The 14,356-nt window shown below is 73.7% G+C and carries 15 protein-coding genes; 5 read left to right on the plus strand and 10 right to left on the minus strand.

What is annotated here, in order from left to right:
- Positions 1–43 precede the first annotated feature (43 nt).
- The gene (locus ACFVWU_RS01955) at positions 44–1,249 is read right to left on the minus strand and encodes a sensor histidine kinase (RefSeq protein WP_387614146.1); all 1,206 of its coding nucleotides are present in this window, start codon (positions 1,247–1,249) and stop codon (positions 44–46) included.
- A 182-nt stretch (positions 1,250–1,431) separates the two neighbouring features.
- Here ACFVWU_RS01955 and ACFVWU_RS01960 point away from each other — a divergent pair, with 182 nt between their 5' ends.
- From ACFVWU_RS01960 to ACFVWU_RS01970, 3 genes are read left to right on the plus strand one after another with little or no spacing between them, the layout of a single operon-like run.
- Positions 1,432–2,349: an ABC transporter ATP-binding protein gene (locus ACFVWU_RS01960; protein ID WP_387614149.1), complete on the plus strand. Its 918-nt coding sequence runs from the start codon at positions 1,432–1,434 to the stop codon at positions 2,347–2,349.
- Positions 2,346–3,125: a hypothetical protein gene (locus ACFVWU_RS01965; protein WP_387614152.1), complete on the plus strand. Its 780-nt coding sequence runs from the start codon at positions 2,346–2,348 to the stop codon at positions 3,123–3,125. Before ACFVWU_RS01960 ends, ACFVWU_RS01965 begins: the two co-directional genes overlap by 4 nt.
- Before the next feature lie 38 nt (positions 3,126–3,163).
- On the plus strand, positions 3,164–3,919 hold the full coding sequence (locus ACFVWU_RS01970) for a hypothetical protein (protein WP_387614153.1): 756 nt from the start codon (positions 3,164–3,166) through the stop codon (positions 3,917–3,919).
- Between the two features lie 151 nt (positions 3,920–4,070).
- Here ACFVWU_RS01970 and ACFVWU_RS01975 read toward each other — a convergent pair whose 3' ends face one another.
- The 3 genes from ACFVWU_RS01975 to ACFVWU_RS01985 all read right to left on the minus strand — a co-directional run bounded on the left by ACFVWU_RS01975 (position 4,071) and on the right by ACFVWU_RS01985 (position 6,431).
- On the minus strand, positions 4,071–4,829 hold the full coding sequence (locus tag ACFVWU_RS01975) for a peptidyl-tRNA hydrolase (protein ID WP_387614156.1): 759 nt from the start codon (positions 4,827–4,829) through the stop codon (positions 4,071–4,073).
- Positions 4,830–4,878: 49 nt separating this feature from the next.
- Entirely contained in the window at positions 4,879–5,361 is a 483-nt protein-coding gene (locus ACFVWU_RS01980) for a hypothetical protein (RefSeq protein WP_387614158.1), read from the minus strand.
- Positions 5,362–5,501: 140 nt separating this feature from the next.
- Positions 5,502–6,431: a hypothetical protein gene (locus tag ACFVWU_RS01985; RefSeq protein WP_387614161.1), complete on the minus strand. Its 930-nt coding sequence runs from the start codon at positions 6,429–6,431 to the stop codon at positions 5,502–5,504.
- A gap of 124 nt (positions 6,432–6,555) precedes the next feature.
- Between ACFVWU_RS01985 and ACFVWU_RS01990 the strand changes: the two genes are divergently transcribed.
- Both ACFVWU_RS01990 and ACFVWU_RS01995 read left to right on the plus strand, forming a co-directional pair.
- Positions 6,556–6,927 carry a YbjQ family protein gene (locus ACFVWU_RS01990; protein WP_380609498.1) on the plus strand — a complete coding sequence of 124 codons (372 nt, stop codon included), beginning with the start codon at positions 6,556–6,558 and terminating at the stop codon, positions 6,925–6,927.
- A gap of 186 nt (positions 6,928–7,113) precedes the next feature.
- On the plus strand, positions 7,114–8,193 hold the full coding sequence (locus ACFVWU_RS01995; RefSeq protein ID WP_387614524.1) for an NAD(P)-binding domain-containing protein: 1,080 nt from the start codon (positions 7,114–7,116) through the stop codon (positions 8,191–8,193).
- Positions 8,194–8,207: 14 nt separating this feature from the next.
- Here the strand turns inward: ACFVWU_RS01995 and paaE are convergent, their stop codons facing one another.
- From paaE to ACFVWU_RS02025, 6 genes are all read right to left on the minus strand, one after another.
- Positions 8,208–9,353 carry a 1,2-phenylacetyl-CoA epoxidase subunit PaaE gene (gene paaE / locus ACFVWU_RS02000; RefSeq protein ID WP_387614163.1) on the minus strand — a complete coding sequence of 382 codons (1,146 nt, stop codon included), beginning with the start codon at positions 9,351–9,353 and terminating at the stop codon, positions 8,208–8,210.
- Entirely contained in the window at positions 9,354–9,884 is a 531-nt protein-coding gene (gene paaD / locus ACFVWU_RS02005) for a 1,2-phenylacetyl-CoA epoxidase subunit PaaD (RefSeq protein ID WP_387614165.1), read from the minus strand.
- An 8-nt stretch (positions 9,885–9,892) separates the two neighbouring features.
- The gene (paaC, locus tag ACFVWU_RS02010) at positions 9,893–10,828 is read right to left on the minus strand and encodes a 1,2-phenylacetyl-CoA epoxidase subunit PaaC (protein WP_387614168.1); all 936 of its coding nucleotides are present in this window, start codon (positions 10,826–10,828) and stop codon (positions 9,893–9,895) included.
- On the minus strand, positions 10,812–11,129 hold the full coding sequence (paaB, locus tag ACFVWU_RS02015) for a 1,2-phenylacetyl-CoA epoxidase subunit PaaB (RefSeq protein WP_355670425.1): 318 nt from the start codon (positions 11,127–11,129) through the stop codon (positions 10,812–10,814). Before paaB ends, paaC begins: the two co-directional genes overlap by 17 nt.
- Positions 11,126–12,112, minus strand: coding sequence for a 1,2-phenylacetyl-CoA epoxidase subunit PaaA (paaA, locus tag ACFVWU_RS02020; protein WP_387614527.1), 987 nt, complete (start codon positions 12,110–12,112; stop codon positions 11,126–11,128). The genes paaB and paaA overlap by 4 nt, the downstream gene beginning before the upstream one ends.
- Before the next feature lie 351 nt (positions 12,113–12,463).
- The gene (locus ACFVWU_RS02025) at positions 12,464–13,909 is read right to left on the minus strand and encodes a M20 family metallopeptidase (RefSeq protein WP_387614171.1); all 1,446 of its coding nucleotides are present in this window, start codon (positions 13,907–13,909) and stop codon (positions 12,464–12,466) included.
- Positions 13,910–14,356: the final 447 nt, after the last annotated feature.

A 14,356-nucleotide genomic window follows, 5' to 3' on the forward strand; every position in this document is an offset into this window, starting at 1 on the left:
CCGCCGATCCCCTTGGCCGGACCGTCAGCTACAAGATCATTCGTCACGAGCCCAAGCGTAAGGGCAGCCGCACCTGCAGCACCCACTCCCCGCTGCAGTCCTGCGACGCCCCCGCCGTGGCCTCCCCACCGAGCAGCGTGGCCCGCTCGCGGATGCCGCGCAGGCCCTTGCCGCCCTTGCGCGCCCCGGCGGCGGGATTTCGCGCCGCGACGCCCCCTCCGGCCGACATCGCGTTGGCGCAGCGCAGCTCCAACTGCCCGCCCCGGACGCCGATCCGTATGCTGATCGGCTCGCCGGGCGCGTACTTGAGCGCGTTGGTGACGCCCTCCTGGACGATCCGGTAGGACTCGCGGGAGAGCACCCCGGGCAGCTTCCCCTCCGACAGGTCGACCAGCGCCTCGACCTGGCTGCCGGCCGCCCGCGCGGTGTCGAAGAGCACGGGCAGCTGGTCGACGCCCGGGTGTTCGGTGGCCGCACCCTCAGGGCTCTCGCGCAGCAGCACGAGGGTGCGCTCGAGGTCCTCCATGGCCTGGCGGCCGGTCTCCTCGATGACCTCGAGCGCCTTGGCGATGAACGCCCGGTCCCCGACCTCCCGCGCGGCACCGGCCTGAAGCACCGTCACCGTCAGGGCGTGGCCGATGGAGTCGTGCAGTTCGCGGGCCAACCGGTTGCGCTCCAGCAGCCGTTCGGCCCGCAGCTCCGCCTCCGCCAGCCGTTCCGCCGGAGACGGCCCCAGCAGCCGGATCGCCATGGCGAGTTGGAGCCGCCCGGCACCCACCACCAGCCAGCCGTAGCCGAGCAGCGCCACCGGCAGCAGCAGGAGGTAGTGCGGCCCCTGCGGCCCCGTCAGCAGGTGGGCACCGTTGGTGAGACCGAGCACCGTCGCCATCCCTACGGCCGAGCCGAGCGCGACCCGGCCGACCAGCCAGAGCGCGGTGCGCCACCGGTCGGCCCAACTGTCGGAGGGCTCGGCGGCGATGTCGGTCTCGCGGTCGGGCACCAGCAACAGCCGGGCCTGGACCCCTTCCGCCCGCCGCGCCGCCGGGATGAGGGCGACGAGCATCAGCAGGACGGAATCCACGGCGACCGCCCCCGCCAGGATTTGGGGGAGAGTCAGCCCGTACGTCCCCGGATAGATCAGCAGGATGACTCCCATGAAGACCCATCCCACCAAGAGGTGCAGCAGACGCGCATAGGTGGCACCGGCCAGCAGCGGCGCGAGGATTCTGGGCACTGCGATCTTGGTCACCGAGCCATCCTGCCAGGTCAGCGGCAGGTTCGGGATCACGCCCGAGGCCGGGGCGCGCTCCCTCCCAGGAGGGAGGCGGCTCCACTCCGCGGCGGGATCCGCCGGGACCGGCGCTCCGGTGGAATGTGATCGCCGACAGGACGCCGGCACCCGCACCGGACCAGCCAGAGGGGAGCGCGGCCGTGATCGAAATCCAGGGCCTCACCAAGGAGTACGACGGACGACGCGTCGTCGACGACCTGACCTTCGAGGTCCGACCCGGCCTGGTGACCGGCTTCCTCGGCCCGAACGGCGCCGGCAAGAGCACCACCATGCGCCTCGTCCTGGGCCTGGAACAGCCCACCACCGGACGCGCCCTCGTCGCCGGCCGCCCGTACGCCGAACTCGCAGACCCGCTACGGCAGGTGGGTGCGCTGCTGGACGCCCAAGCCCTGCACGGCGGCCGGACGGCGCGCGGCCACCTGCGCTGGCTCGCCGCCAGCAACGGCCTGCCGGAGCGCCGGGTGGACGAGGTGCTCGGCCAGGTCGGCCTGACGGACGCCGCGGGTCGGCGCATCCGTCGCTTCTCGCTCGGCATGCGCCAGCGCCTCGGGGTGGCGGCCGCGCTGCTCGGCGACCCGGCGGTGCTGCTGCTGGACGAGCCGGTGAACGGCCTCGACCCCGAAGGCATCCGCTGGATCCGCACGCTCCTGCGCGCACTGGCCGCCGAGGGAAGGTCGGTGCTGGTCTCCTCCCATCTGATGAGCGAAATGGCGCTCACCGCCGACCACTTGGTGGTGATCGGCCGCGGCCGACTGCTGGCGGACTCCCCCACCGCCGAGTTCATCGACCAGCACGGCCGTACCCGGATCCGGGTACGGGCCGTGGACCCGGACAAGCTGACCGCGCTGTTCAGCGGCGGCGGCCACGACTTCACCGCCGTCCAGGTCGACGGCGGTGCCTGGGAGGTGACCGGCGCCGAACCGGAGCGGATCGCCGCGTTCGCGGCCGCGCACGGCGTCGTCCTGTACGAGATCGCAGTCCAACAGGACTCCCTGGAGGAGGCGTTCATGCGGATGACCGCCGACAGCGTCGAGTACCGCGCGGAGGTGGCCGCATGAGCATCGGCATCGACTCCCCCGGGGCGTACGCGTCTCCCGCCGTCCGAGCCCTCCAGGTCCTCCGCTCCGAGCGCATCAAGTTCACCACGCTCCGCTCGCTCTGGCTCACCCCGCTGCTCGCCCTGTTGCTCACTGTCGGCGTCACCACGGCCGTGGGCGCCGCACTCGGCGGCGCGGAACCGCACATCGTCGACGATCCCGGCGTGGGCGTCTTCTACGGGCTCAACTTCGGCCATGTCGGGCTGGCTTGCTTCGGCATCCTGCTGATCGGCCAGGAGTTCGACACCCGCATGATCGACGTCTCCCTCACTGCCGTCCCCCGCCGCGCCAGGATGTACGGCGCGAAGCTCGCGCTCGGTGCGCTGGTCGGCCTCGCCGTCGGCACGGCCGGTACGGCGGGTGCCTTCGCGGGGTACGCGGCGACCGTCCCCGGCGACTGGCACGGCCCCGCCTTCACCCGCGCCGTCGTCGCCGGAGTGCTGTACCCGCCGCTGCTGGTGGTGTTCTGCCTCGGGCTGACCACGCTGTTCGGCAACCTCACCGCCGCCATGGGCCTGATCGTCCCGACCGTCTTCCTGGTCTCGCCAGCGCTCGGCGGCCTGCCCGGGGCACAGCTGGTGGCGCAGTTCCTGCCCGACCGCGCCGGCCAGTACGCGCTCCACTACGTCGACGACCCGCAGGTCGCGTACGGGCACTGGACCGGACTGCTGATCATGGCCTTCTGGGCGGCCGCGTCGGCGTACGCCGGCCTGCGCGCCCTTCGGCGCGACAAGTGACGCCGCGCCAAGTGGCGTCGGACGAAGGGAAGACGAGAATGAGCCTGGGACCGACCGCCAACGCCCTGCGCGCCGAACGGATCAAGTTCACCACCCTGCCCTCGCAGTGGGCGGCCCCGCTGACCGCCCTGGCCCTGACCGTGGGCATCACCGCGGCCGTCAACATGGCCTACGGCACGAAGGACCACACCCCGGGTGAGGACCCGGCCGGCGGGATCTACTACGGGCTGCTGTTCGGCCACGTCGCCGTGGCCTGCACAGGGATCCTGCTCATCGGGCAGGAGTTCAACACCCGCATGATCAACACCTCGCTCACCGCCGTCCCCCGGCGCGGGCGGTCGTACGGCGCCAAGCTGCTGCTCGGCGCCGGGCTGGGCCTGTTGCTGGGGCTGGCGTCGACGGCGGGCTCCTTCCTCGTCGTCGACGCCACCGTCGGCCTGGACTTCTCCACTCCGGGCCTGGCCCGCAGCTTCCTGGCCGGCGTGCTCTACCACCCGATGATGGTGCTGATCTGCCTCGGACTGACCGCGATGCTGGGCAACTTCAGCGCAGCACTCGGCCTGCTCACCCCGATGGTCTTCCTCGGCACCACCTGGCTGGGCGCGATTCCCGGCGTCCGCGAGGCCGGCCAGTTCCTGCCCGACCGGGCCGGCCTGTACGCGATGCGCACCCAGACCGAACCGGGCATCCACTACGGCCACTGGACCGGACTGGCGATCATGGCGCTCTGGACTGCCGCGGCGGTGTACGGCGGCCTGCGGGCGATGCTGCGGTACCAGGCCTCGGGCGACTAGCCGCAGCCACGAGCAGCGGGGACGGCGGGCAGAGAGGTAGGAGGCAGGGGACGGGGGACAACAAACAGCGAACAGATGACAGATTTCGAAATCTGTCATCTGTTCGCTGTTATCTGTCAGCCGCCCCCTGCACGCCGTCCACCGCTCCCCCTCACCGCAGCGCCGGATGGTCCGCGATCACCGTGCAGCTGCCCGGCGCGATCTCCGTGAAGCCCGCGTCCTGGACCACCGGCAACCCGCTGTGGACCAGCTCCTCCCACGCCTCCGGCGAGGCCGTCCGAACCGCCAGCACGAAACCCGCCTCCGCCCACTCCTTGCGCTGCGCGTCGTCCAGCCGCCACCAGGCGAGCTGGGCGGCGTGCCCGGTCTGCGCCATCGTCTTGCCCGCACTCATCTCCAGCTCCGGGTTGAGCCACAGCACCGGCAGCCCCGGCTCGGGCACGTCGACCTCAGCCGTCTCCTCCAGATCCGTCCCGGAGACCTGGAGCTTGGCGAGCTCCTTCGGCCAGCCGTCCAGCGGAATCGGCGGGAACACCCGCACCTCCGCCTCGCGCCCCCGCACCGTGATGCCCGGCAGCTCCCCGGCCCGGCGCCACTCCCCACCCCGGGCCCGCCGGACCACCTTGCGGATCCGGGCGTCCTCCCAGGCCGTGACCTGCTCCGCCCACTCGCCCTCCGCCTCGGTCACCCGGGGGTCGGCGAGCAGCGTGAGCACCGCCCGCGCCGAGGTCTCCAGCGCGTCCGTCCTCTCCGGCGGCGTGGCCTTCTCCAGCCGGACGACCAGCGGCAGCACGTACTGCGGCCGCGCGTCACGGCCCTCGGGGGCGGGGGCGTCCCCGGCGTCAGGTGCGCCGCCGGGAGCGTCGTCGGGCGCGGAAACGGGGGTCGGGGCATCGAACGGAGAAGTCACCCGTCCAGCATGCCAGCCCCACCGCCCCCCGCTTCGGCCCGCCCCCGGCTCAGCGCAACCGCTGCCGCAGCTCGTCCACCGCCGCCCGGATGCCAGCGCTGTACACGTCCTCCGGCAGCGCGTCCAGGCTCCGCACCGCCCGTTCGAGCTGCTCGCGCGCCAGGTCCGGCTCGCCGAGCTTGAGGTGGTCCGAGGCCAGGTTGAGGTGCAGTGAGGGATAGAAGGCACGCACCTGGAGGGCCGACTCGTACGTCTGGGCGCGCTCGGCAGTCAGCGAGTCGGCGGCCGCGAGGGCCCGCCGGTCCCACTCCAGCTCGGCTCGCGGGTCGTCCTGCAAGTCGGCCAGATAGTGCGCCAGGACGCAGCGGTGGAACACGTCCCGCTCGCCCAGCGCCTCCCACAGCGCCTCGAAGCTGGCCCGCGCCTCCGCCGTCCGCCCGCGCTGCGCCGCCTGCACGCCGTCCAGCCCGAGCGCGACCCGGGCCAACCCCGGCTCGTCCCCGCCCGACTTCCCCGAGGACGGACCGGACACACCCGCACCATCGAACGGACCGAACGAACCGAACGGACCGGACACGCCGGATACACCAGACACATCGGACATGTCCGCAGCCTAACGGCCCGCCCGTCGCCGCGCCCGGCCCACCGGAAGGACCTCCAGCCGACGCCCGCTCAGCGCCGGTACCCGCGCTGCGGGTCCCGCTCCTCCGCATCCTCGTACATCAGGAACCACCCCTCCGGGTGCGTCGCCGCCAGCAGCAGTTCGGTGCGCTGTTCCGCGCCCAGCTCCGGGTCCCCGTCGTCCGGTCCGTACACGCCGAACAGCTCGTCGTGGCAACCGTCCCAGTCGTAGTCGTACAGGTCGGCCGGCAGATCGCCCATCATGTCGGCCACCGACTCGGGCTGGGAGCCCAGCAGCGCCCGGGCGTCCACCAGCGCCATCCGCAGCGCGATCTCCTCGGCCAGGCAGCGCGGCAGCGGCCACTCGCCGAGTGCGAGGTCGTCGGCCAGGTCGTCGAAGGCCCGGGCCAGCGAGCGGCGCCAGCCCCGGTGGAGGCGCCAGGTGCGCTGGGGCAGCCGGGCGAAGACCGTCCAGTCGGTGTCCTCGGCCTCGACCACCGGGTCGTCCCCGTGCTCGTCGAGGTCGTCGTACGCGGCGTCACCCAGGCCGATCAGCTGGGCGTGCAGCAGACAAGCGGTGCGCGGGGTGAGGGTCCAGTCGGCGCCCGCCCCGCCGTCCTCGTCCTCGGCGTCCAGCGGGAACAGCTCGGCGAAGTCCGGCGTGAAGTCCTCGGTGACGCTGATCTCCAGGGTGCCGCCGATCGCCTCCACGCCCGGGATGGCGGCCACCAGCCGGTCGGGGTGCAGCAGCGCGCCGAGCGCCGCGTTGGCGTCCTCGGCCACCTCGCGCAGCAGTTCCCGGCGCTGGCCGGCCGGGTCGATGCCCTCGAAGTCCAGCTCCTCGACGGCCCTGATCGCGGCTGCGCGCAGCGCCGGCCAGTCGGTGATCCGCAGGCCCAGCACCACCGTCGCCTCGATCTCCGGCGCGCCGGAGTACTCCGCCGCGCCCGGCCCCTGTGGATGATCGCTTCGCTCGCCCATGGGGCTACGGTACGGCTTTTCGGCCGCCCGATCACCGGTCTGAACCAGCTTCGCGAAGCCTTCTCGGCCACGTCCCGGCCGCGCCTCTGTCACTCGGACGCACGAACCCGGCAGGATGGGCGCCATGGCTGACATCAACGAGTACGGCGGCGGGCAGGGCCCGAACGCCGATGTCCTGGTCGTGACCACCAACGACATCCCCGGCTTCCGGGTCGACCACGTGATCGGTGAGGTCTTCGGACTGACCGTGCGCAGCCGCCACATCGGCAGCCAGATCGGCGCCGGGCTGAAGTCGCTGATCGGCGGTGAGTTGCGGGGTCTGACGAAGACGCTGGTCGAGAGCCGCAACGAGGCGATGCAGCGGCTGATCGAGCAGACCAAGGCGCGCGGCGGCAACGCGGTGCTGATGATGCGCTTCGACGTGACCGAGGCGGCGGACGTGGGCACCGAGGTCTGCGCCTACGGCACCGCCGCGGTGGTCTCCCCGATCGCCTGATCCGCCACCGGCGCGCGGCAGCACGATCGCGCCGATGATGCGCCTCGACGCGACCACGGCCACCGACGTGGGCACCGGGAACAGTCGCCGACCCCTAGATGTTTCACCCGCGTGACTGTTTACGGTGCAACCAACAGCGTCTCGCGGCTTCCCGACGGACAGCGGCCCGACGCCCCGCAGCGGCGCGTGGACGTCCTGGTGGTGGGCGCCGGGCAGGCGGGCCTGTCCGCCGCCTACCACCTGCGCCGCCGCGGCTTCGCCCCCTACCGGGAGGGAGCCGACGGCGGCTTCGTCGTGCTCGACGCCAACGCCTCCCCCGGCGGCGCCTGGGCGCACCGCTCGCCGTCCCTGCGGATGGCCACCGTGCACGGCTTCCACGACCTCCCGGACGCCGAGCTCCCGCCGACCGATCCGGGGGCCCCCGCGCGCGAGGTGGTGCCGGGGTACTTCGCGGCGTACGAGGCCCGGCACGCGCTCCCGGTCGTGCGCCCGGTCGCGGTCCGCGCGGTGCGTACCGAGTCCGAGCGCCCCGACTCCCGCCTGCTGGTCGAGACCGACCGGGGCACCTGGTCCACCCGCGCGCTGATCAACGCCACCGGCACCTGGACCCGCCCCTTCCTCCCGCACTACCCGGGCCACTTCGCGGGCCGTCAGCTGCACTACGCCGACTACCGCGGCCCCGAGGAGTTCGCGGGCCGGCGCGTCCTGGTGGTGGGCGGCGGCGCCTCGGCGATCCAGGTGCTGTCGGAGGTGGCGGCGGTGGGCGATACGGTCTGGGTCACCCGCTCCGAACCCGTCTACCACGAGGGCCCGTTCACCCCCGAGTACGGGCGTGCCGTGGTCGCCAAGGTCGAGGAGCGGGTCCGCCAGGGCCTGCCCGTACGCAGTGTGGTGAGCGTGACCGGCCTCGGCCCCTCGGTCGCCTACCGGCGCGCCGAGGAGTTGGGCGCGCTGCACCGCCGGCCGATGTTCGACCGGCTCACCGAACACGGGGTCGCCTGGGGCGAGCAGGAGGTGGCGGTGGACGCGATCGTCTGGGCGACCGGCTTCCGCCCCGAGGTCGGCCACCTCGCGCCGCTCGGCCTGCGCTCCCCCGGCGGCGGCATCGCGCTCACCGGGACCCGCGCCACCGCCGACCCGCGCGTCCACCTGGTCGGCTACGGCCCCTCCGCCAGCACCGTCGGCGCCAACCGGGCCGGGCGCGCGGCCGTCAACGACCTGGTCAAACTGCTCGGGGACCCGGCGAAGGAGCTCACCACCGTCTGAAGCGCGACAGCGGCTCAGCGGTCGTAGTCGACCGTCACCCGGTCGGTGAGCGGACGGGCCTGGCAGGTGAGGACGTAGCCGGCCGCCAGCTCCTTCTCCTCCAACGCGAAGTTGCGGCGCATCTCCACCTCGCCCTCGGTGACCAGGGCACGGCAGGTGCCGCAGACCCCGCCCTTGCAGGCGAAGGGCAGGTCGGGGCGGGAGCGCTGGGCGCCGTCCAGGATCGAACGGTCGCGCGGAAGGGTGAGGGTGCTGCCGCGGCCGTCGAGGACGACGGTGACCTCGCTGCGCTCGCCGGGCGCGCCCTCGGCGTCGCCGTCCGCGCGGTCCCAGTCCTCGTCGCGCTCGGCGAGCGGCTCGTCCTCGGCGTGGAACAGCTCCTGGTGCACCCGTTCGCCCGGCACCGCCAGCTCGGCGAGCAGCTCCTTCGCCCCGGCGACCATGCCGAACGGGCCGCACAGCCACCAGTGCCCGACGCCGGCGACGTCCACCAGCGCCGCGAGCAGGGCCCGGACCCGCTCCGGGTCCAGCCGGCCGCTGAGCAGTTCGGCGTCCCTGGTCTCCCGGGAGAGCACGTGGACCAGCTGGAAGCGGCCGAGGTAGCGGTCCTTCAGGTCGGCCAGCTCGTCCGCGAACATCACGGTGTCACTGCGCCGGTTGCCGTAGAGCAGGGTGACGGTGGAGCGGCGGTCGGCGGCCAGCACGGAGGCAGCGATCGACAGCATCGGGGTGATGCCGGAGCCGGCCGCGAGCAGCACGTGGTCGGCGGGGACGCCGAGTTCGGGGGTGAACAGGCCGGACGGGGTCAGCACCTCCACCTCCTCGCCGGGCCGGGCCTCGCGCACCAGCCAGCGCGAGAACAGCCCGCCGGGCACCTCCCGGACGGCGATCCGCAGCGGACCGCCGGCGGGGGCGCAGATCGAGTACGAGCGGCGCTCGTCGGCGCCGTCCACCACCTTGCGCAGGGTCAGGGTCTGCCCGGGGCGGAAGGCGTACTCGGCCGCCAGGCCGTCCGGCACCGCGAAGGTCACCGCCACGGCGTCGTCGCAGAGCCGCTCCACCCGGTCGATCGGCAGCCGGTGGAAGCTCGGGCGGCGGGCGGGGCGCACGGTGTCCGTGGCGGACGCGGCAGGGGTGGCTGCGGGAGAGGCGGCGGGCATTCAGATCTCCTTGACGCGTTCGAAGGGCTCACGGCAGGCGCGGCAGCGCCAGAGCGCCTTGCAGGCGGTGGAGCCGAAGCGGGACAGCTCCTCCGTGTCGGTGCCGCCGCAGAGCGGGCAGGGCACGGGGGCCACCGCTCCGATGCGGGTGGGCCCGAGGGTCAGCGGCACCGGACCGGCCCCGGCGGCGCCGACGGCCGAGGTCTGGCGCGGCGGGGCGATGCCCGCCTCGGCGAGCTTGCGGCGGCCCTCCGCGGTGATCAGGTCGGTGGACCACGGCGGGTCCAGCCGCAGCCGCACCCGGACGTCCGGGTACCCGGCCGCGCGCAGCCGGCGGTCGACGTCGGCGGCCATCTCGGCGACGGCCGGGCAGCCCGAGTAGGTCGGGGTCAGCCAGGCGGTCACCGCGCCGCCGGCGCCGTCCACCTCGACCTCGGCCAGCACGCCCAGGTCGGCCAGGGTGAGCATGGGAAGTTCCGGGTCCGGGACGGCCGCGGCGACCGACCAGGCCAGGTCTCGGGTGGTGGTCACGGTGTCCGTCACCACGTCGCCCCCGGGTGTGCGCGGGCCACCACCTGCAGTTCGGCCAGCAGCGGGCCGAGCGCCTCGGTGTGCACCCCGTCCCGGCCGGCCCGGCCGAGCACGGTGGCCAGCGGCGGGACGTCCGGCACCGTCAGCCCGGCCTCGGCGATGACGGCGCCGAGCGAGCGCAGCACCGGTTCGCGCAGCTGCGCCGGGTCGACGCCCACCCGCAGCTCCACCGGGTGCGCGGTGAACAGTTCGTCCAGCAGCGGCCAGACCGCGTCCAGCCCGGCCTGCATCCGCTCCGCCGAGTACGGCGTGCCGTCGCCGAGGCGCAGCGTCCAGGCGCTGGCGTACTCGCGGTGGTAGGCCAGCTCCTTGACGCCCCGGGTGGCGACCGCGGCCAGCACCGGGTCGGGGTGCGCGCTCAGCGCCTCGTACAGGGCACCGCGGGCGGTGGCGAACAGCAGCAGCCGGGCGATCGAGTACGCGAAGTCGCCGTTCGGGGTCTCCACCAGGCGGACGTTGCGGAACTCGTGCTCCTCCCGCCAGTACGCCAGGTCGTCCTCGGTGCGGCCGGAGCCGTCCGCCTGCCCGGCCCGGGTGAGCAGCAGCCGGGCCGGGCCGAGCAGGTCGAGGCCGAGGTTGGCGAGCGCGACCTCCTCCTCCAGCTCGGGTGCCCGGGTGCACCACTCGATCAGCCGCTGGGCGAGGATCAGGGCGTCGTCGCCGAGCATCTGGCAGTAGCCGGCGAGGTCGGCGCCGTCCAGGCCGGCGGGCAGGGCGGTGTCCACGCCGAGCAGCGGGTCGGCGAAGCCCGTCCCGTACGCCCAGCGGCCCTCGCCCTCGGGGCCGGGCGTGGCGTCGACGAGGCTGAGGTAGACGTGGTCGTCCTCGGTGGTGGACGTGGTGTGGTCGTGCACGGTGGCTCCCCCGTCAGATGTGCGGGACATCCTCGGGGATGTCGTAGAAGGTCGGGTGGCGGTAGACCTTGTCGCCGCTGGGCTCGAAGAACGGGTCGCGCTCGTCCGGGGTGGAGGCGGTGATCGCGTCCGAGCGGACCACCCACAGGCTGACGCCCTCGTTGCGGCGGGTGTACAGGTCACGGGCGGCGAGCAGGGCCATCCGGTCGTCGCTGGCGTGCAGCGAACCGACGTGGACGTGGTTCAGACCGCGCCGGGGGCGCACGAACACCTCGTACAGCGGCCAGCCGGCCTTGGACTCAGCCGGGGACTCAGCCTTGGGCTCGGTCACTTTCCGTTCTCCTGTTCGGTGTGCTGCTCGGCGGCTGCGGTCTGTTCGGCGGCGCGCTTGGCGGCGTAGGCGACGGCCGCCTCGCGCACCCAGGCGCCGTCCTCGTGGGCGGCCCGCCGGCGGTCGATCCGCTGGGCGTTGCAGGGGCCCTGGCCGTGGATGACCCTGGTCAGCTCGGACCAGTCCGGCTCGCCGAAGTCCCAGCCGCCGCGCTCCTCGTTCCAGCGCAGCTCGGGGTCGGGGAGGGTGACGCCCAGGTGCTCGGCCTGCGGGACGGTCATGTCGACGAAGCGCTGGCGCAGCTCGTCGTTGGTGTGGCGCTTGATCCGCCAGGCCATCGAGCGGGCGGTGTTCGGCGAGTCGGCGTCCGAGGGGCCGAACATCATCAGCGACGGCCACCACCAGCGGTCGACGGCGTCCTGGACCATCCGGCGCTGCGCCTCGGTGCCACGCATCAGGGTCATCAGGAGCTCGTAGCCCTGGCGCTGGTGGAAGGACTCCTCCTTGCAGATCCGCACCATCGCGCGGGCGTACGGACCGTAGCTGCAGCGGCAGAGCGGGACCTGGTTGCAGATCGCGGCGCCGTCCACCAGCCAGCCGATCACGCCGACGTCCGCGAAGGTGAGGGTGGGGTAGTTGAAGATCGAGGAGTACTTCTGGCGGCCGCTGATCAGCTTCTCGGTGAGCTCGGCTCGGTCGACGCCGAGGGTCTCGGCGGCGGCGTAGAGGTAGAGGCCGTGGCCGGCCTCGTCCTGGGCCTTGGCGAGCAGGATCGCCTTGCGGCGCAGCGAGGGGGCCCGGGTGAGCCAGTTGCCCTCGGGCTGCATGCCGATGATCTCGGAGTGGGCGTGCTGGGCGATCTGTCGGATCAGGGTGGCCCGGTAGGCGTCGGGCATCCAGTCCCTGGGTTCGATCCGCTGCTCGGCGGCGACCACCGCCTCGAAACGGTCCTCCGGCGTCTGCGCGGGGACCGGCTCGGCCACCTCTGCTGTCACCACGGTCCCCTCTCCTGTTTCCCGCTCCGGCTGTTTCCTGCTTCGGCGTGTCCTGTGTCGACGCCGAGCGCCAACCGACTGACCGTTCGGTCGGTCCCATTCTGCGCGGTGGGGAGGAGGGATGGCAAGGGATGGCGGGGATGGCGACGTACAGGCGGGACGACCAAGGGCGCGCGCCGGGCGCGGACAGGCGCAGAAACGGATAACAGCTGACAGAATCTGAAATCTGTCAGCTGTTATCCGTTATCTGTTAGCAGCGTTCTGTTAGCAGCGTTCTGTTAGCTGTGTTCTGCTAGCCGCCTCCTGTCGGTCGCCCCCGCCAGCCGTCGCCGCCCCGGCTCACCCCTCCCCGCGGTCCCGCAACCGCGGCAGCGGCACCGCGAGCAGCGCCGCCAGCAGCGCGATCCGCGGAGCGAGCTCGTCCAGCCGGATGTACTCGTGCCGGGCGTGGGCGCCGGCGCCCACCGCGCCGAAGCCGTCCAGCGTCGGCAGTCCGCGCGAACCCGGCAGGTTGGTGTCCCCGGCCCCGCCCGCCGGGGCACCGTCCAACTGCTGCCCGAGCACCGCGGCAAGCGAACGCACGTGCCGCAGCAGCGGGTTGCCGGTCCGCTCGGGCCAGGCCGGGCGGCTGGACAACACCTCCGTCCGCACCCTGGCACCCGGGCGCAGCGCGGTCAGCCGGGCGAGGTTGTCCAGCGTACGGCGCTGCGCTTCCGCGGTGGCGAACCGCAGGCCGAGCTCCGCCTCGGCCCGCCCGGCCACCACATTGGCCCGCGAACCCCCGCTGATCCGACCGGCGTTGAGCTCGGTACCGGGCTGGCCCGCGAGTCCGCGGACGAGCACCAGCTGGTCGACGAGCTCGTCCACCGCCGAGACCCCGTCGTGGGCGTCGTTGCCCGCGTGGGCCTCCCGCCCGGTCACGGTGAGCCGGACCCGGGTGCTGCCGCGCCGCGCGGTCTTCAGCCGGCCGTCCGGATGCGGGGGCTCCAGCCCCAGCGCCGCCGCCGCGCCGCGCAGCTGGCGCTCGACCAGGCGACGCCCATCCGGGCTGCCGACCTCCTCGTCGGAGACCACGACCAGCCGCACGGTGCGGTGCGGCCGCTCCCCCAGGTCCGCGAGCAGCGCCAACGCGCCCTCCAGGATGGCGAGTCCGCCCTTCATGTCGACCACGCCGGGCCCGGTGAGCCGCCCGTCCTGCTCGGCCACCGGCCAGTCGGCCAGGGTGCCGACCGGCCAGACGGTGTCGTGGTGGCCGACGATCAGCAGGTGCGGCAGCGTCTCGTCGCGCCCCTCCCACTCCAGGACGAGATGGTCACCGGCCGGCCCGGGTTCGCGGCGGGCAGTGGCCCCGGTGGCCCGAAAGCCGGCCGCCAACTCCTCGGCCAGTGCGTCGAGTCTGGGCGCGTCCCCGCTCGGCGACTCGATCCGCGCCAAGTCGGCGCAGCGCCGCCGGACGGCACCGGCGAGGGTACGGGCACGGGCGCTGAGCGCCTGCGGCAGGCCGGGCAGCGCCGCGGTGGCACCGGCAGCGGCGGACTTGGCCGCCGCGGAGGTGGTGGAAGTGCTGGGAGCCGCAGTAGTAGCGGACCTGGCAGACGTGGCGGGCGTGGCGGTAGCGGAAGCGGTTCCGGGCGCGGTTCCGGACGCAGTCCCGGACGCGGCAGCGGCACCGGCGGCGACCACGAGGGCCTCGCCGTCGGCGGCGGCGGGAACAGTCACCGGTACGCGGTCGGGTTCGACGGCGGCACCCGGCGCGGCCGGCGACCCGACGATCTGGGGACTCAACGCTCGCCTCCGCGGCCGCCGCCGGTATTCAGCGGCCGCACCGGCCGACCGCTCCCGCCCGGGTGCCAGGCCCGCCCGGACCGCACCGGTCGGCCGGGATGATTCACGGCCGGTCGGAACGGCCCGTCTGGCCCAAGTGCGGTGGAACGGCTGGGCGGCGTGCTTGGCATTGCGTCCTCCTCGCTCGATCCGGTGCCCCGGTCCGCCCGGAGCCCCGTGCACGGTCTCCCGGCAGCGGGCGCGGAAGCCGGACCGCCGCAGGGAAGCCGAGATGTGAGCCTAGAAGAACCGTTCGGTTTCCTGCGAGGTGGCCCTGCTCCCAGCGTGCCGGTACCGGCCCCAACCTGGGACACCCGTCGGACAACGGCGACGGGCGCTCGGCGCGCGGGCCCGGATCGGCACGCGGGCGCGGTCGCCGGATCGCGCCCATCTCCACCATGGACCCGC

The organism is Kitasatospora sp. NPDC058190 (genome assembly GCF_042883685.1).
Taxonomy (GTDB): Bacteria; Actinomycetota; Actinomycetes; order Streptomycetales; family Streptomycetaceae; genus Kitasatospora.